Origin of the sequence: Pseudomonas sp. PD9R, assembly GCF_019200975.1 — a bacterium.
Classification (GTDB): domain Bacteria; phylum Pseudomonadota; class Gammaproteobacteria; order Pseudomonadales; family Pseudomonadaceae; genus Aquipseudomonas.
In genome coordinates this window covers 97,694-113,246 of the sequence record NZ_JAHTMR010000012.1, presented here as the reverse complement: position 1 = coordinate 113,246, position 15,553 = coordinate 97,694, and the positions used below count along the sequence as shown (strand labels likewise).

Sequence of the window (15,553 nt, the reverse complement as noted above, 5' to 3'; positions counted from 1 at the left end):
ATCAACCTGAGGGGGAAAGGGTATGCCAAAGGCAATTGACGACAAACTGGTGCTGGCGATTTCTTCGCGGGCGTTGTTCGATCTGAGTGAAAGCCACAAGGTTTACCTGTCGAGTGGCGTCGAGGCCTACCGGCAATATCAGATCGAGCACGAGGACGAAATCCTCGAACCCGGTGATGCCTTCCCGTTGGTGCAAAAGCTCCTCAACCTCAATACCAGCCTCGGTCGCGCCCGGGTCGAGGTGATCCTGGTGTCGCGCAACAGTGCCGACACCGGTTTACGGGTGTTCAATTCGATTCATCATTATGGCTTGGCGATTTCCCGTGCGGCGTTTGTCGGCGGACGCAGTCCTTATCCGTATCTCAAGGCCTTTGGTTGCGACCTGTTTCTGTCGACCCATGCCGAAGACGTGCGCAGTGCACTGGACGCCGGTTTCGCCGCGGCGACCATTCTCTCGGGTGGCGCCAGCCGTGCGGCCAGCGATGAATTACGCATCGCCTTCGACGGTGACGCGGTGCTGTTTTCCGACGAATCCGAGCGCGTTTATCAAGCCGGTGGTCTGGAAGCATTCCAGGCCAGCGAACGTGAAGCGGCCCGTGAGCCATTGCGTGGTGGGCCGTTCAAAGGCTTCCTCGCCGCCCTCAATCTGTTGCAGCGTGAGTTTCCGGACGACGCCTGTCCGATCCGCACGGCCCTGGTGACGGCTCGCTCTGCGCCGGCCCATGAGCGGGTGATCCGCACGCTGCGCGAATGGGACATCCGTCTGGACGAATCGCTGTTCCTCGGTGGCCTGACCAAATCGGCCTTTCTTGAAGCCTTCGCCGCTGACGTTTTTTTTGATGATCAGGCCGGTCATTGCGAGCTGGCCCGCGAAGTCGTCGCCACTGGTCACGTGCCCCATGGCATAAGCAACGAGCTAAAGGTTTAACCCCGCCGTTCAACGTGTTACGCGGGCCGTCGTACTCGCCAAGGCACTGCTAAGCTGAATCAATCTCCGCCATGTTGGCACTCAAAGGAGGTCATATGATTCGTTCGATGCTTTATGCCACTGACCTCGGCCTGTACGCACCTCTGGTGATGCAGCATGCCCTGGCGTTGGCGCGGACATTCAATGCCGATCTCTACGTGGTGCACGCGGTTGAACCCATGGGATTGTTTGCCGAGTCGGTGCTTCAGAGTTACCTCGACGAACAGGCGTTGAACGAGTTTCACAGTCAGGGTCTGAATACAGTCATTGCCAATATCGAGCAGCGGGTGCTCGACAGCTTCCGTGAAGAACTGGGGGAGGAGGGTGAACAGGATCTGGAGCGAATTCAGGCGGTGCGGGTGCTGCAGGGCGATCCGTCGCAGGTGATTCTCGACCAGGCGCAGAAACTCTCCGTGGATTTGCTGATCGTAGGTAGTCACAGCCATGGTGCTGGAGCGGAAACGCCTTTGGGCCGGACCGCCGCGCGCGTGTTGCAACTGTCGCGGGTACCGGTTTATCTGGTGCCGTTGGTAGAACGTCGTCGCCAAGGTGACCGGTAGCACTCGAATAGTGGCAGTTTGATAAAAAAGTTCTAGATTTATTCTTCAAGCCATTAATATAGTTATATACCGTCGCTGATGCCCGTGGCGTCTATCTGCTTTGAGGGATTCATATGAAGCTTCAACAATTGCGCTACATCTGGGAAGTGGCGCACCACGACCTCAACGTCTCCGCTACCGCCCAAAGCTTGTACACCTCGCAACCGGGCATCAGTAAACAAATCCGACTGCTGGAAGACGAACTGGGCGTCGAGGTCTTTGCCCGTAGCGGCAAGCACCTGACCCGCGTCACCCCGGCGGGTGAGCGCATCATCACCACCGCCGGCGAGATTCTGCGCAAGGTTGAAAGCATCAAGCAGATCGCCCAGGAATTCTCCAACGAGAAGAAGGGCACCCTGTCCATCGCTACCACCCACACCCAGGCGCGTTATGCATTGCCGCCGGTGATCAGTAATTTTATCAAGCAGTACCCGGACGTTGCCCTGCACATGCACCAGGGTTCGCCAATGCAGATCGCCGAAATGGCTGCTGACGGTACCGTGGATTTCGCCATTGCCACTGAAGCGCTGGAGCTGTTCGGCGATCTGGTGATGATGCCGTGCTATCGCTGGAACCGCTGCGTGGTCGTGCCGCAGGGCCACCCGCTGACCAAGCTGTCGAAGCTGACCCTCGAAGCCCTCGCGGAATACCCGATCGTGACGTATGTGTTCGGTTTCACTGGTCGTTCGAAACTCGACGAAGCATTCAGCCATCGCGGCCTGACGCCGAAAGTAGTGTTCACCGCCGCTGACGCCGACGTGATCAAGACCTATGTACGCCTCGGGTTGGGCGTGGGCATCGTGGCGAAAATGGCGGTCGACACCAAACTCGACAGCGACCTGGTGGTGCTCGATGCCAGCGAGTTGTTCGAGTCCAGCATCACCAAGATCGGTTTCCGTCGCGGGACGTTCCTGCGTGGCTTCATGTGCGACTTCATCGAGAAGTTCGCCCCACACCTGACACGCGAAGTCATGGCCAAAGCCATCCAGTGCCACAACAAGCAAGAGCTGGAAGAGCTGTTCGACGGCGTCGAACTGCCGGTCCATTAATCTCTGGTTTTAAACCACCTCGGTGACAGAAAACTGTTGCCGAGCGCCCGCCACCAGAATCTCCACCTCGTCACCTTCGAACTTGCCCAGCAGGCTTTTGCCCAGCGGTGAGCGCGGGGTGATGACGGTAATAGCCTGCCCCACCAGATCGACCTTCAGCCCCGCTGCATCAGGCGCCAGAAACAGCCACTGCTCGCGACCCTTTTCGTCTTCCAGGCCTAGTAAAGCGCCAATCTCGATACCCCGTTGTTCATCATAAGGACGCAGGTTGAGGTTTTGGCAAAGCGCCAGCGACTGCCTGATTTCTTCGACGCGTTTGGCCTGCCCGGCCGCCAGGTACGACGCTTCCAGTCCAAGGGTGTCGTACTTGTTTTCAGCAATGTTTTCTTCGTGGGTAGCGGTTTCGTAGGCGGTTTGCGCAGCGCGTTCAGCGATGTCGAGATCGAGCCGCAGTTTGTCGAGAATCAGTTGGTGGACAGTTTGCTTATTCATGATCAATCGCAGAATTGCTGAACGTTGGCGCGGCTTTTTTCGCTCGGTGCCGTCTGGTCCTGTTGCAGCCAGAACTGACATTTGGGGTTTGCCAGATTGCGGCTGCTACTGCGTGCCTGATCGAGCCGTTGTGCCTGCTCGTTCTTGCGCAGGTTCTCTTCGTATTGGTCGAAGAGAGGGCTTTGCGGAGGAATATCCGGCACCGGTTGCGCCACCACCGGCGGATTGGCCAACTGCTGCACCGCCTGGGCCACGGGGGCCAATTGCTCGCTGAAGAAAAAACGTGAAGCGAGCCAGCAGGTCAATGCAATGGCAATGAACCCCAGCCACAAACCGAGGGCGATACTGCCGGTCAGTTGCAGGGCATTAAGCTGGATCGGCAACGGGCGGCGCGGGTTGGGACGGTAGGGCATGGCTGCCTCCTGGCGGTGGGTCGCGGGCGAGTGGCGATTGTCGCACGAAGATTAATCGCCGTCGGCTCTTCTGCACGGGGTAATTTATGCGGACAATCGGTGCCTTTGCCAACGGGAGCCTGGAATGCCTGAAACGAAAACCCGCTGGGATATTTTTTGCACCGTGGTCGACAACTTCGGCGACATCGGCGTGACCTGGCGTCTGGCTCGGCAACTGGTGGCTGAACATTCGCTGGCAGTGCGGTTGTGGGTCGATGACCTGCGGGCTTTCGAGCGGATGTGCCCGGAGATCGATATCCACGTTTCGCACCAATGGCAGCAAGGAGTCGAAGTGCGGCAATGGCCGACCGACTGGCAGTCCACTGAAGCCGCCGATGTGGTGATTGCCGCGTTCGCCTGCCAGTTGCCGAGTGCCTACATGGATGCCATGGCGGAGCGGGAAAAACCGCCGCTGTGGATGAACCTCGATTACCTGAGCGCCGAGGATTGGGTGGTCGGTTGCCACGGCTTGCCATCGGTGAAATACAAGAACGTGCAGAAGTTCTTTTTCTTCCCCGGGTTTCGCAAGGGTACGGGTGGCCTGCTGCGCGAAAGCGGTCTTCTGGAACGGCGTCAGCAATTTCAGCAAAGCCCCGAAAATCAGCGAAAATTCCTGCAAGGTCTGGGGATCGATCGCGCACAAGGTGCGCAGCTGATCTCGCTGTTCGCCTACGAAAATGCCGGGCTGGCGAGTTGGCTGGACGCGATGGCTGGCGATTCGACAGCTACTCATTTGTTGGTGCCGGAAGGGCGGATTCTTGGCGATGTCGAGCGTTGGCTCGGTGTCGAGGGGCTGAAGGCCGGTGCGCTGCATGTACGTGATGCCTTGACCGTGCAGGTGCTGCCATTCGTCCGACAGGATCAGTATGACCATTTGCTGTGGAGCTGCGATTTCAATGCCGTGCGTGGCGAAGACTCCTTCGTTCGCGCCCAATGGGCGGGGCGGCCGATGCTCTGGCACATCTACCAGCAGGAGGAAGACATCCATCTGGACAAGCTCGACGCCTTCCTCGCACTTTACGTGGAAGGCCTTTCAGCGCCGGCCCGTGAGGCGATCAGCGGTCTCTGGCGTGCCTGGAATGCCGGTGAAAAAATGGCCGACCACTGGCAATCCACTCGTAAACACTGGCCAGAGCTAGAAAAACACGCGCAAGCCTGGTGTCTGGAACAAGCCTTGCAGGCCGATCTTGCCGCAGCGCTGGTACAGTTTTATGTAAATTGGATATGATACGCGGCCTAGATTTTTGTAAATCCCATCCAAATTCGGATATTCGCAATGAAAACTGGTAAAGAACTGAAACCCGGTACCGTGATCCGTCTCGAAAACGATCCTTGGCTGGTTCAGAAAGCTGAATTCACCAAGTCGGGCCGTAACAGCGCGATCATGAAGACCAAGCTGAAAAACCTGCTGACCGGTTACAAGACCGAGATCGTTTACAGCGCCGACGACAAACTGGACGACGTAATCCTCGACCGCAAAGAAGCGACCCTGTCCTTCATCAGCGGCGACACCTACACGTTCATGGACACCACCGACTACACCATGTACGAGCTGAACGCTGAAGACATCGAAGCCGTTCTGCCTTTCGTTGAAGAAGGCATGACCGATGTTTGCGAAGCGATCTTCTTCGAAGAGCGTCTGGTTTCCGTAGAACTGCCGACCACCATCGTGCGTCAGGTTGACTACACCGAAGGTTCCGCTCGCGGTGACACTTCCGGCAAGGTAATGAAGCCTGCCAAACTGAAGAACGGTACCGAACTGTCGGTTGCTGACTTCATCGAAATCGGCGACATGATCGAGATCGATACCCGCGAAGGCGGTTCCTACAAAGGCCGTGCTAAATAAGCACCGCTTGAGGAATGAAAAAGCCCGACCATTGAGTCGGGCTTTTTTGTGTCTGGAAGGACAACAGATCGCAGCCTCGTTTCACTCGACAGCTCCTACAGGGGAACACAAAACCCATGTAGGAGCTGTCGAGTGAAACGAGGCTGCGATCTTTTCCTTTACTTCAGATGTTCCTTGAGCTCTTGCGAAGCCTGCAACATCGCCGAGCGCACTTCCGGCACCTGACTCACCACGTTGAGCAAACCGTAGTCGTGAATCATGCCGTTGTAGCGAACCGCAGTCACCGGCACACCGGCTTCGTCGAGTTTGCGGGCGTAGGCTTCACCTTCATCGCGCAGCACATCGGCACCCGCCGTTTGCACCAGGGCCGGTGGCAGGCCCTTGAGCTGCTCAGTGGTTGCTCGCAGCGGCGAGGCGTAGATCTCGTTACGCTGATTGGCGTCGGTGGTGTAGTTGTCCCAGAACCACTTCATCGCGTTTTTGCTCAGGAAGTGTCCTTCAGCGAACTGGTTATAGGACGCCGTCTCAAAGTTTGCATCGGTCACCGGCCACAACAGCACCTGGAACTTGATCGCCGGTGTGCCCTTGTCTTTTGCCATCAGCGCAACGACTGCCGCCATGTTCCCGCCGACGCTGTTACCGGCCACGGCCAGGCGTTTGCTATCAACGTTGATTTCTTTGCCGTGCTCGGCCACCCACTTCGTGGCGGCGTAAGCCTGATTGATTGCCACCGGGTAATGCGCTTCCGGCGAAGGCGTGTAGTTGACGAACACCGCCGCTGCACCCGACCCCGTTACCAGGTCACGAACCAACCGTTCGTGGGTCGGGAAGTCTCCCAGTACCCAGCCACCGCCGTGGAAGAACATGAACACTGGCAGCTCACCTTTGACCCCGGCTGGCCGGACGATGGTCAGCTTTAACGGTTGGCCGTCGACTTGAATGGTCTTCTCGCTGACATCGGCTTTTGGCAGCGTCAGCTTCACCCCGGCTTGCGCACCCACCAATACGGCGCGGGCGTCTTTCGGGGAGAGTTGTTCCAACGGTTTGCCGGTGCCGGCGTTCAGAGCGTCGAGGAACGCCTGGGTGTTGTGTTCAACCCCGGTGTCTGCGAACGCGCTGCCGATGGAGAGGGCGAGAAGGGTGCCGGTCAAGACTTTGCTGAAAGTGTTCATGTTCGTTTCCTGTTCGGGCCTTGGAGGTCAGCAGTCAGACGGTGACGTGCAGACGCACATCAACGTTGCCACGGGTGGCGTTGGAGTACGGGCAGACCTGGTGTGCTGCGTCGACCATGTCTTGCGCATCGGCTTGTTCAAGACCCGGCAGGCTGATGTGCAGATCGATGTCCAGACCGAAACCGCCAGGGATCTGGCCGATGCCGACATGGGCAGTGATCGAGGCGTCGTTCGGGATAGTGCGTTTGGTCTGGCTGGCGACGAACTTCAGTGCGCCGATGAAGCAGGCGGAGTAACCGGCTGCGAACAGTTGCTCTGGGTTGGTTGCCGCACCGCCGGCACCGCCGAGTTCTTTTGGCGTGGCGAGTTTGACGTCGAGAATGTTGTCGCTGGAAATCGCACGACCGTCACGGCCACCGGTGGAAGTTGCGATTGCGGTGTAGAGAGTTTGCATGGTGAAAGCCTCGTTCGGGGTTGATTTATTTGCGCTAAATATTTGCGCGCCAAGTAAGTGCGACGTGAATGTATCGCGCAAATATTTAGTGCGCAATATAAATTTTGAAAAAAACTTGGGAGGAATCATTAGTCGATGCGCTGGGTTTGCTTGGAAGTATCGAGCTAGAGCTTTAGAGGCGGGATTTTTCACCCGGAAATATTTTTCAGGGGAAGGGGCGAGACGGGATACAACAGTGTGTCGCAAGGCAAATGTAGGAGCGAGCCTGCTCGCGATGGCGTCCTGTCAGTCGATCGAATGCCGAATGTACCGGCCTGATCACGAGCAGGCTCGCTCCCACAGGGGATATGAAGTGCTTTGAAGATCAGAGGCTGTCTTGCAGATGACGCCGCAGCACTTGCAGTTCCGCTTGCAGCTTCTGCAGTCGCTCCAAAGTCATGCCGCTGGCGCCGAGGATGCATTGAGGAATGTCGCGGGCCTTGTCACGCAAGGCGCGGCCCTGCTCGGTCAGCTCGACGATCACCACGCGTTCGTCTTCACGGCTGCGAGTGCGGCTGAGCACACCTTCGGCTTCCAGACGTTTGAGTAGCGGCGTGAGCGAACCCGGATCGGTCAGCAGGCGCGCGCTGATTTCTCCTACGGTCAAGCCATCCTGTTCCCACAGCACCATCATCGCCAGGTACTGCGGATAGGTCAGGCCCAACGCCTGCAACAAAGGTTTGTAGACCTTGGTCATCATCAGCGAAGTGGAATGCAGGGCGAAGCAGGCCTGATTGTCCAGCAGTAGGTCGTCGCAGTTATCCGGGGTATTGCGCTCGGTGGTCATTTCGAAGCCTTGATCAGTGATCGTCATAAATCTAGCGGGCGAATCTTTAATGCGCCAGATAATTCTGGACTAGTGGCGCCCCAACTGGGTTTGCAACCCCAGATCCCAAGGCGGAATGGGGCTGAAGCGGGTTTTGAGATATTCCAGCAACAAGCGGCTGCGCGAGTTGGGTTGTTGCTCCAGGCGCAACGCATAGATCCCGGCGCTTTCGGGTTTGGGCAGGCCGTTTTCGCAGAACAGGGGCAGTAATTCGCCTCGCAGCAGGTACTCGCTGGCCAGCCAGGTCGGCAAGTGGGCGATGCCCAACCCGGCCAGCGCACCGCAGACCAGCGCTTCGGCATTGTTGGCGCTCATGCGGATGCGAGACGGGCGGTGCAGGTGCATCTGGCCGTCCCGCTCGAAACGCCAGGCAAAAGGTGGGGCGAGGCCGTCCCAGTCGAGGCCGTCATGCTCGGCCAACTGCGTCGGGTCGGTCGGCACGCCTCGGTGTTGCAAATAATCGGGACTGGCGCAGGCGATGCGCACCATGCTCGCCAGTGGCGTGGCCACTAACCGGGTATCGGCCATTTGCCCGGCGCGCAGCACCAGGTCAACTTTGCCCAGGTTCAAACCCTGCATGTCGACAAAACTGTCGATCAGGTGCAATTGCACATCGAGACCGGGATAGAGCTTCAGAAAATCGGCGATCACCGGTGCCAGATGCCGCCGACCGAACGCTGCCGGCGCATCTACCCGAATCAAGCCTTCCGGCGCACTGCTGAGGGACACGGCCTCGGCCCTGGCCAGGCGCAGTTCAGCAACGATCCGTCGCGCACGCTCGGCAAACGCCAAGCCTGCCGGAGTGGCGCGTACCGCGTGGGTGCTACGAATGAACAATTGGCTGCCGACGGCGTTTTCGAGGCTGTCGATGCGCCGGGCCACCGCCGATGGGGTCAGCGGATGACGGCGTGACGCCGCGGAAAAGCTGCCCGTTTCCAGCACGTCGAGAAACAGGCCCAGTTGGTCGGTCAGTTGATTGGGATTCATGATGCGCTCAGTGCTTGTGCGAAGTTGGCACAGCCATTGTGCGTTGCTGTGCGTTTCCCTGCCAGAACCAACTGCGTAGGATGACTGGCCTGACGTGAAGGGGAAAACCGCTGTGATTGAGTTTTTGATGTATCTGGTTTTCGGCGCTGCCTTGGGAACCCTCGGCGGAATTTTCGGCATTGGTGGCGGCTTGATCGCCATACCGTTGCTGGGCGTTTTGTGTGGTCTCGATCAGCAGATTGCCCAAGGGACGGCGCTGGTGATGGTCGTGCCAAACGTGATGCTGGCGCTGTGGCGCTATCACCAGCGCAACCGCATTGAATTGCGCCACGCGCTGCCATTGGCTTCGATGGGGTTCTGCTTCGCCTGGATCGGTTCGATCTGGGCCGTGGGCATCGATGCGCAAACCATGCGAATCGGCTTTGTTGCGTTCCTGGTCGCGCTGTCGGCCTATAACCTGGTGCGCATGTTCACGGCCAGCGCGCCAGCTTCTGCGCAGATGAATTACTCATGGCCATGGTTGGGTGTGCTTGGCGCGGCTTCCGGCACCATGGGCGGGTTGTTTGGCGTCGGCGGAGCGGTGGTGGCGACGCCGGTGTTGACCAGTCTTTTCGGCACCACCCAAGTGGTGGCGCAGGGATTGTCGCTGGCGCTGGCATTGCCGAGCACGGGTGTCACGCTGGTCACCTATGCCGTACACCATCAAGTTCAGTGGATGATCGGCGTGCCTCTGGCCGTCGGCGGTTTGATGAGCATCAGTTGGGGCGTGAAGATCGCCCACGCCATGCCCGAGCGCCTGCTGCGCGGACTGTTCTGCGGCTTCCTGGTGTTCTGCGCAGTGTTGCTCGCCTTTAAAGTTTGAAGCCTTCGATGATGTGCTCGGCCAGGCATTCGGTGATCGGTGACGGGTTGTGCAGATTGCGCACCAGCATGATGCTGGCCTCGGGCAGGATCGGCAGGTCTTCGGCGTCACCGAGAATGCGCATGTCCGGGGTGATCAGGCTTTCCAGTTGCGCGGTGACCGCCAGACCGGCGCTGACCACCGCCATGATCGCCGACAGGCTATCGCTGTTGTACGCCACGCGGTAATCGCGACCCATGGCATCGAGGGCATTGCAGGCCCACAAACGGCAGAAGCAATCACTGTTGAACATTGCCAGCGGCAACGGCGTCTGTTCGTGGGCGCTGTAGCATTGCGCCTCGGCCCAGACAAAACGCTCCTTGCGCAACAACTGACCGATTTCACTGCCGGGCTCGCGGGTGACGATGGACAGGTCCAGGTCCTGGCGCGTCAGCAATTGCTTTGATGATTCGCAATGCACCTCGATCTGGATCAATGGATACGACTGTGCAAATCGCCGCAGAATGCCCGGCAAAAAGCGCATCACATAATCGTCTGGCGTACCGATGCGCACGGTGCCGATCATGTCCGGCTCGCGCAAGGTATTGAACACTTCGCTGTGCAGTTTGAGGATTCGTCGGGCATAGCCGAGCAAGACCTGACCTTCAGCGGTCAGCCGCACTTGCCGACCGTCGCGCTGGAACAACTGGCGCTGCAACACATCTTCTTCCAGCCGTTTCATCTGCATGCTCACGGCCGACTGGGTGCGGTTGACCAATTCGCCGGCGCGGGTAAAGCCGCCCTGATCGGCGATGGCGACGAAGGTGCGCAGCACGTCGGTATCGATACTCGGGTAGGCCGACATTCATCAATCTCCGAGATATGTGACATCAGAAACATTCGTTGGATTGATCTTAGTCCCGGCGAGAGACTGGAGCTATCCAAACGGAGGGCAACAAGATGAAAGGTCAACATGAATATCCAGCAGTCGAAAAACATTCCATTCACCTGGTATCCGACTTACTGCACAAATTCAGTCGGTGGTACGAACTTCACCGGGAACGCGAGTTGCTGGCGAGTCTGAGCGACGAAGCGCTGAAGGATATCGGCATGAGTCGTGCGGATGTGGAGAACGAGTCAATCAAGCCGTTCTGGAACGATCCGATGCATAAATGATGATTGCCACGCTACACAAATCCCTTACCGGTGAGGTAGGTTGCGAGCAGACAAGGAGATGCTCATGCCCGCAACGTTGTCCTTTACCCTCAAACAGGCTCGGCGTCTGGCGCTGACCGCCCAAGGGTTCAACGGGCGGCAGCCGCCAGCGACGATCAAGGCTGTTCAGCTTAATCGCCTGATTGAGCGCCTTGGTATTTTGCAGATCGATTCCGTCAATGCATTGGTGCGTTCGCACTACCTTCCGCTGTTTTCCCGTCTAGGCAACTATTCATCCGACTTGCTCGACCAGGCTGCCTGGAGTCAGGGCCGGCGTCGGACATTGTTTGAATACTGGGGCCATGAGGCCTCGTTGCTGCCCTTGTCGATGTACCCGTTGATGCGTTGGCGCATGCAGCGTGCGGCCCGTGGCGAAGACATCTATCAACAACTGGCGCGTTTTGGTCGAGAGCAACAGGACACGATTCGTCGGGTACTGGCCTCGGTTCAGGAGCAGGGCGCGTTGGGCGCCGGGAGCCTGTCGACCCGTCAGGAGCGGGCCGGGCCGTGGTGGGACTGGAGTGCGGAAAAACATGCGCTGGAATGGTTGTTCGCCGCCGGTGAGGTGACGGTGGCGGGTCGACGCGGATTCGAGCGGCTCTACGACCTGCCGGAGCGGGTGATTCCCTCGGCAATTCTGGCGCAAGCACATTTGACCGAGGCCGACGCCCAGCGCGGTCTGTTGTTGCACGCCGCCACAGCTTTGGGCGTCGGCACGGAAAAGGACCTGCGCGACTATTTTCGCTTGAGCCCCACAGACAGCCGTCCTCGCCTGGCCGAGTTGATCGAGAGCGGTGAACTGCAATTGTGCGAAGTCCAGGGCTGGCGCCAACCTGTGTATTGCCTGCCCGAGCCCAAGGTGCCGCGCAAGGTCGAGGCCAGCGCGTTGCTTTCACCCTTCGATTCGCTGATCTGGGAGCGCAGCCGCACCGAGCGTCTGTTCGATTTTCGCTATCGGCTGGAGATTTACACGCCGCAGGACAAACGAATCTACGGTTACTACGTTTTGCCGTTTTTGCACAACGAACGGATTGCCGCACGGGTGGATCTGCGCGCCGAACGAGTGAATGGTCGATTGGCGGTGCACGCGGTGCATGAGGAAGAAACGGGTCTGGATGACGAAGGGATGCTGGCGTTGGCGGTGAATCTGCGGCGGATGGCAGATTGACTGGGGCTTGAGCGGGTGCAACTTAATTGTCAGCGTGAGAGTGCGGGGCGCTTGCGCGAAGCATTGGCCCAAATAGGGATCATGTAGGAGCTGCCGCAGGCTGCGATCTTTTGATTTGGTTTTTTAGATCAAAAGAGCGCAGCCTGCGGCAGCTCCTACCTTTAGCGGCGAACCTGTTTCAGTGTTTCGGCAATCAAAAACGCTAATTCCAGCGACTGATCAGCATTCATCCGCGGGTCGCAATGGGTGTGATACCGGTCCGACAAGCCATCTTCGGTAATCGGCCGCGCACCGCCGATGCACTCCGTGACGTTCTGCCCGGTCATCTCGATATGGATACCGCCGGCATAACTGCCTTCAGCTTCGTGCACCTGGAAGAACTGCTTCACTTCGCCCAGGATCTGCGCGAAGTCGCGGGTCTTGTAGCCGCTGCTGGCCTTGATGGTGTTGCCGTGCATCGGGTCGGAGCTCCACAACACTTGCTTGCCTTCACGCTGCACCGCACGAATCAATGCCGGCAGGTGATCGCCGACCTTGTTCGCGCCCATGCGCGCAATCAGGTTCAGGCGGCCCGGATCGTTATCCGGGTTGAGCACGTCGATCAGGCGGATCAGGTCTTCGGGGTTCATGCTCGGGCCGACCTTGACCCCGATCGGGTTGTTCACCCCGCGCAGGAATTCGACGTGGGCGCCATCGAGCTGGCGCGTGCGGTCGCCAATCCAGAGCATGTGCGCGGAGCAATCGTAGTAATCGTTGGTCAGACTGTCGCGGCGCACGAACGCTTCTTCGTAGTTCAGCAGCAGCGCTTCGTGGGCGGTGAAGAAACTGGTCTCGCGCAGTTGCGGTGAAGTGTCCATGCCGCAGGCGCGCATGAAGGCCAGGGTTTCATCGATGCGGTCGGCCAGGTGGCTGTACTTTTCTGCCAGCGCCGAGTTGGCGATGAAGTCCAGGTTCCACTTGTGCACCTGGTGCAGGTCGGCGAACCCGCCCTGGGCGAACGCGCGCAGCAGGTTCAGCGTGGCGGTGGACTGGTGATAGGACTGCAGCAAGCGCTCCGGGTCCGGCACACGGCTTTTTTCGTCGAAACCGATGCCGTTGACGATGTCGCCACGGTAGGCCGGCAAGGTTACACCGTCGATGGTTTCGTCATTGGCCGAACGCGGTTTGGCGAACTGCCCGGCCATGCGCCCAACTTTCACTACCGGGCAACCGGCCGCGAAGGTCATGACAATCGCCATTTGCAGCAGCACCTTGAAGGTGTCGCGGATTTTCGCGGCGGAGAACTCGGCGAAACTCTCGGCGCAGTCGCCACCCTGCAACAGAAACGCTCGACCCTGGGTGACTTCGGCAAACTGACGGCGCAATTCCCGGGCTTCACCGGCAAACACCAGCGGCGGATAGCTGGCCAGGGTTTGCTCGACCTGCAGCAAATGCGCCGCGTCGGGGTATTGGGGTTGTTGCTGGATCGGCAGGGCGCGCCAGCTGTCAGGGCTCCAGGGTTGGCTCATCACGTTCTCTAATGTTTTACGCTTGGACGGCCATGTTATCAGCAATTAGTGCGTGACCTGTTCCCGTCGCTTCGCGGACAATCGCGCCTTTGCCGCTGCCTGTTTGCGGTGCCAATGCGTTGCCGGGCGCGGTGACGATCAGGAGACGAAATGACTGAGGAGCGCGTCGAGCATTTGCTCGCCGAGGTGCAGGACGAATTCGGTGTGATTCGCGTGCTGGAAGTGGCCGATTACCGTTTTCTCGAATTCGGTGATGCCATCGAGCAAAGCTGCGTGTTCACAGCCGATCCGAGCTGGCTCGAATACGATTACACCCGGGCGATGCTGATCGGCGCGCTGTGCCACGAACAGCCGGAAAGTGCGCTGTTCCTCGGGCTCGGCGCCGGCACGCTGACCCAGGCCTGCCTGAAGTTCCTGCCGCTGGAAGATGTCGAAGCCATCGAGTTGCGCCCCGACGTGCCGCGCCTGGCGATCGAATACCTGGGGCTGGATGACGACCCCCGCCTGTACATTCGCGTGGGCGATGCGCTGGAATTGCTCGATACGGCCGAGCCGGCGGACCTGATTTTTGTCGACCTCTATACGGATGTCGGTCCGGGTGTCGGGCATTTGGCCTGGACTTTCCTGGAGAACTGCCAGAAACGCCTGAATCCGGGTGGCTGGCTGGTGATCAATCAATGGGCCACCGACGATGGCAAGCCATTGGGTGCGGCGTTGCTACGCGGGCTCTACCATCGACATTACTGGGAACTGCCGGTGAAGGAGGGCAATGTGATCCTGATCGTGCCTTCGGAGCTGGATCAGCAACTGGACATGGACGGCCTGATCGCCCGGTCCGAAGGGCTGGCACCGCGATTGGGGTATTCGTTGCAGACGTTGATCAAGGCGATTCGCCCGGCCACATGAAGGGGATTCCTGTAGGAGCTGCCGAAGGCTGCGATCTTTTGATTTTGATTTTTTTAAGATCAAAAGATCGCAGCCTTCGGCAGCTCCTACACAGATTTCAACGTCCTTTAAAAACACCGGGTCGCCGCTCCACCAGCGACCGCACACCTTCCTGAGCATCCTCACTGGTCAGCAATTTCTTCACCAGTGCCGGCAACCCTTGCGCCGCGGCGGTTTCCCCGTCGTAACGCGCCTGCCTGGCAGACAGCAATGTTGCCTGAACCCCAAGCGGTGCCTGCCGGGCAATTCGCTCAGCCAACTCAATCGCCCGTGGCAGTAGATCCTCACTGGCCATGACTTCCTGCACCAGTCCCAGATGCAAGGCATCCCGGGCATCAAATTCGTCACCGGTCAGCATCCAGCGCATGGCGTTGCCCCAGCCGGCTACCTGATGCAGGCGCAAGGTCGCGCCGCCAAAGGGAAAGATGCCGCGTTGCACCTCCATTTGCGCAAAACGGGTGTTACTGGCGCAAAGATTGATATCGGCGGCGAGCATCAATTCGATGCCGATGGTCAGGCAATAGCCCTGTGCGGCGACAATCACCGGTTTGCTGACCCTTGGTCCGGCAAATACGCCCCACGGATCACAGCCGCCGGGCGGTGCTTGCCAGCCTTCGGTCAGCGCAGCGCTGGCGCTGACCAGATCCAGCCCGGCGGTGAAGTGCTCGCCATGGCCAAACACCACCGCCACCCGCGCTTCGCTGTCGGCTTCGAACTCGCCGTAGGCCATGCTCAATTCGTTGAGCAGGTCGAGATCGAAAGCGTTGCGTTTGGCTACCCGATCCAGGCCGATCAACAGGATATGACCACGCTTTTCACGGCTCACGCGGCTGGAATTGAGCTCTTTCATGGTGCAGTTCCTCGGGCGGGAAGGGCTGTCGGACCAAAGGTCTGCAGCTTCAGGGTGAACCGTTTTAGCGCCATCGCCCGCAGGGCCGGGCCTTTGAAAAATAGACGCTTGCACGATTATCCGCAAAGCCTGTGACAGAACGC

17 protein-coding genes and 1 pseudogene are annotated in these 15,553 nt (G+C 58.9%); 9 read left to right on the top strand and 9 right to left on the bottom strand.

Annotated features, from left to right (window positions below):
- Positions 1–22: 22 nt before the first annotated feature.
- The 3 genes from KUF73_RS21870 to cysB all read left to right on the top strand — a co-directional run bounded on the left by KUF73_RS21870 (position 23) and on the right by cysB (position 2,615).
- Positions 23–928, top strand: a complete 906-nt coding sequence (locus KUF73_RS21870) for a 5'-nucleotidase (RefSeq protein WP_218440104.1) — start codon at positions 23–25, stop codon at positions 926–928.
- A gap of 95 nt (positions 929–1,023) precedes the next feature.
- Positions 1,024–1,527 (top strand): universal stress protein, encoded by a 504-nt coding sequence (locus KUF73_RS21865; RefSeq protein WP_218440103.1) that lies wholly within the window; start codon positions 1,024–1,026, stop codon positions 1,525–1,527.
- 113 nt (positions 1,528–1,640) lie between these two features.
- Positions 1,641–2,615, top strand: coding sequence for an HTH-type transcriptional regulator CysB (gene cysB / locus KUF73_RS21860; protein WP_007899921.1), 975 nt, complete (start codon positions 1,641–1,643; stop codon positions 2,613–2,615).
- A gap of 9 nt (positions 2,616–2,624) precedes the next feature.
- On the opposite strand, the gene KUF73_RS21855 is transcribed toward cysB, so the two are convergent.
- Positions 2,625–3,107, bottom strand: coding sequence for a GreA/GreB family elongation factor (locus tag KUF73_RS21855; protein ID WP_218440102.1), 483 nt, complete (start codon positions 3,105–3,107; stop codon positions 2,625–2,627).
- A gap of 2 nt (positions 3,108–3,109) precedes the next feature.
- Entirely contained in the window at positions 3,110–3,520 is a 411-nt protein-coding gene (locus KUF73_RS21850; RefSeq protein WP_218440101.1) for a hypothetical protein, read from the bottom strand.
- Positions 3,521–3,644: 124 nt separating this feature from the next.
- Between KUF73_RS21850 and earP the strand changes: the two genes are divergently transcribed.
- Together earP and KUF73_RS21840 are read left to right on the top strand one after the other, a co-directional pair.
- Complete coding sequence (gene earP / locus KUF73_RS21845) at positions 3,645–4,787, top strand: elongation factor P maturation arginine rhamnosyltransferase EarP (protein WP_218440100.1); 1,143 nt, start codon at positions 3,645–3,647, stop codon at positions 4,785–4,787.
- 48 nt (positions 4,788–4,835) lie between these two features.
- Complete coding sequence (locus KUF73_RS21840) at positions 4,836–5,405, top strand: elongation factor P (RefSeq protein WP_007943632.1); 570 nt, start codon at positions 4,836–4,838, stop codon at positions 5,403–5,405.
- Between the two features lie 158 nt (positions 5,406–5,563).
- On the opposite strand, the gene KUF73_RS21835 is transcribed toward KUF73_RS21840, so the two are convergent.
- From KUF73_RS21835 to KUF73_RS21820, 4 genes are all read right to left on the bottom strand, one after another.
- Positions 5,564–6,577: an alpha/beta hydrolase gene (locus KUF73_RS21835; RefSeq protein ID WP_218440099.1), complete on the bottom strand. Its 1,014-nt coding sequence runs from the start codon at positions 6,575–6,577 to the stop codon at positions 5,564–5,566.
- A 34-nt stretch (positions 6,578–6,611) separates the two neighbouring features.
- A complete protein-coding gene (locus tag KUF73_RS21830) occupies positions 6,612–7,031 on the bottom strand; it encodes an organic hydroperoxide resistance protein (RefSeq protein WP_218440098.1) in 420 nt (139 codons plus the stop codon).
- Between the two features lie 364 nt (positions 7,032–7,395).
- Complete coding sequence (locus KUF73_RS21825; RefSeq protein ID WP_218440214.1) at positions 7,396–7,857, bottom strand: MarR family winged helix-turn-helix transcriptional regulator; 462 nt, start codon at positions 7,855–7,857, stop codon at positions 7,396–7,398.
- A 69-nt stretch (positions 7,858–7,926) separates the two neighbouring features.
- Complete coding sequence (locus KUF73_RS21820; RefSeq protein WP_218440097.1) at positions 7,927–8,883, bottom strand: LysR family transcriptional regulator; 957 nt, start codon at positions 8,881–8,883, stop codon at positions 7,927–7,929.
- A 127-nt stretch (positions 8,884–9,010) separates the two neighbouring features.
- Between KUF73_RS21820 and KUF73_RS21815 the strand changes: the two genes are divergently transcribed.
- Entirely contained in the window at positions 9,011–9,745 is a 735-nt protein-coding gene (locus KUF73_RS21815; RefSeq protein ID WP_256345670.1) for a sulfite exporter TauE/SafE family protein, read from the top strand.
- Here KUF73_RS21815 and KUF73_RS21810 read toward each other — a convergent pair.
- A complete protein-coding gene (locus tag KUF73_RS21810) occupies positions 9,735–10,589 on the bottom strand; it encodes a LysR substrate-binding domain-containing protein (RefSeq protein ID WP_218440095.1) in 855 nt (284 codons plus the stop codon). The two genes, KUF73_RS21815 and KUF73_RS21810, sit on opposite strands and share 11 nt — an antisense overlap.
- Positions 10,590–10,684: 95 nt before the next feature.
- Between KUF73_RS21810 and KUF73_RS21805 the strand changes: the two genes are divergently transcribed.
- Positions 10,685–10,900 (top strand): DUF1127 domain-containing protein, encoded by a 216-nt coding sequence (locus KUF73_RS21805; protein ID WP_218440094.1) that lies wholly within the window; start codon positions 10,685–10,687, stop codon positions 10,898–10,900.
- Between the two features lie 64 nt (positions 10,901–10,964).
- Positions 10,965–12,194, top strand: a pseudogene (locus KUF73_RS21800) (winged helix-turn-helix domain-containing protein).
- A gap of 74 nt (positions 12,195–12,268) precedes the next feature.
- Here KUF73_RS21800 and KUF73_RS21795 read toward each other — a convergent pair.
- Positions 12,269–13,615: a class II 3-deoxy-7-phosphoheptulonate synthase gene (locus KUF73_RS21795; RefSeq protein WP_218440093.1), complete on the bottom strand. Its 1,347-nt coding sequence runs from the start codon at positions 13,613–13,615 to the stop codon at positions 12,269–12,271.
- 150 nt (positions 13,616–13,765) lie between these two features.
- On the opposite strand from KUF73_RS21795, the gene KUF73_RS21790 reads away from it, so the two are divergent.
- Complete coding sequence (locus KUF73_RS21790; protein ID WP_218440092.1) at positions 13,766–14,521, top strand: spermidine synthase; 756 nt, start codon at positions 13,766–13,768, stop codon at positions 14,519–14,521.
- Positions 14,522–14,618: 97 nt separating this feature from the next.
- Here the strand turns inward: KUF73_RS21790 and KUF73_RS21785 are convergent, their stop codons facing one another.
- Positions 14,619–15,410 carry a crotonase/enoyl-CoA hydratase family protein gene (locus KUF73_RS21785; protein ID WP_218440091.1) on the bottom strand — a complete coding sequence of 264 codons (792 nt, stop codon included), beginning with the start codon at positions 15,408–15,410 and terminating at the stop codon, positions 14,619–14,621.
- Positions 15,411–15,553 lie beyond the last annotated feature (143 nt).

Excerpts from the sequence above, each read along its gene's own strand:
- KUF73_RS21825 (WP_218440214.1), bottom strand. The coding sequence starts at position 7,857 with ATGACCACCGAGCGCAATACCCCGGATAACTGCGACGACCTACTGCTG.
- KUF73_RS21810 (WP_218440095.1), bottom strand. The coding sequence starts at position 10,589 with ATGTCGGCCTACCCGAGTATCGATACCGACGTGCTGCGCACCTTCGTC.
- KUF73_RS21855 (WP_218440102.1), bottom strand. The coding sequence starts at position 3,107 with ATGAATAAGCAAACTGTCCACCAACTGATTCTCGACAAACTGCGGCTC.
- KUF73_RS21785 (WP_218440091.1), bottom strand. The coding sequence starts at position 15,410 with ATGAAAGAGCTCAATTCCAGCCGCGTGAGCCGTGAAAAGCGTGGTCAT.
- KUF73_RS21820 (WP_218440097.1), bottom strand. The coding sequence starts at position 8,883 with ATGAATCCCAATCAACTGACCGACCAACTGGGCCTGTTTCTCGACGTG.
- KUF73_RS21815 (WP_256345670.1), top strand. The coding sequence starts at position 9,011 with ATGTATCTGGTTTTCGGCGCTGCCTTGGGAACCCTCGGCGGAATTTTC.
- earP (WP_218440100.1), top strand. The coding sequence starts at position 3,645 with ATGCCTGAAACGAAAACCCGCTGGGATATTTTTTGCACCGTGGTCGAC.
- KUF73_RS21840 (WP_007943632.1), top strand. The coding sequence starts at position 4,836 with ATGAAAACTGGTAAAGAACTGAAACCCGGTACCGTGATCCGTCTCGAA.
- KUF73_RS21835 (WP_218440099.1), bottom strand. The coding sequence starts at position 6,577 with ATGAACACTTTCAGCAAAGTCTTGACCGGCACCCTTCTCGCCCTCTCC.
- KUF73_RS21805 (WP_218440094.1), top strand. The coding sequence starts at position 10,685 with ATGAAAGGTCAACATGAATATCCAGCAGTCGAAAAACATTCCATTCAC.
- KUF73_RS21790 (WP_218440092.1), top strand. The coding sequence starts at position 13,766 with ATGACTGAGGAGCGCGTCGAGCATTTGCTCGCCGAGGTGCAGGACGAA.
- cysB (WP_007899921.1), top strand. The coding sequence starts at position 1,641 with ATGAAGCTTCAACAATTGCGCTACATCTGGGAAGTGGCGCACCACGAC.
- KUF73_RS21795 (WP_218440093.1), bottom strand. The coding sequence starts at position 13,615 with ATGAGCCAACCCTGGAGCCCTGACAGCTGGCGCGCCCTGCCGATCCAG.
- KUF73_RS21870 (WP_218440104.1), top strand. The coding sequence starts at position 23 with ATGCCAAAGGCAATTGACGACAAACTGGTGCTGGCGATTTCTTCGCGG.
- KUF73_RS21850 (WP_218440101.1), bottom strand. The coding sequence starts at position 3,520 with ATGCCCTACCGTCCCAACCCGCGCCGCCCGTTGCCGATCCAGCTTAAT.
- KUF73_RS21830 (WP_218440098.1), bottom strand. The coding sequence starts at position 7,031 with ATGCAAACTCTCTACACCGCAATCGCAACTTCCACCGGTGGCCGTGAC.
- KUF73_RS21865 (WP_218440103.1), top strand. The coding sequence starts at position 1,024 with ATGATTCGTTCGATGCTTTATGCCACTGACCTCGGCCTGTACGCACCT.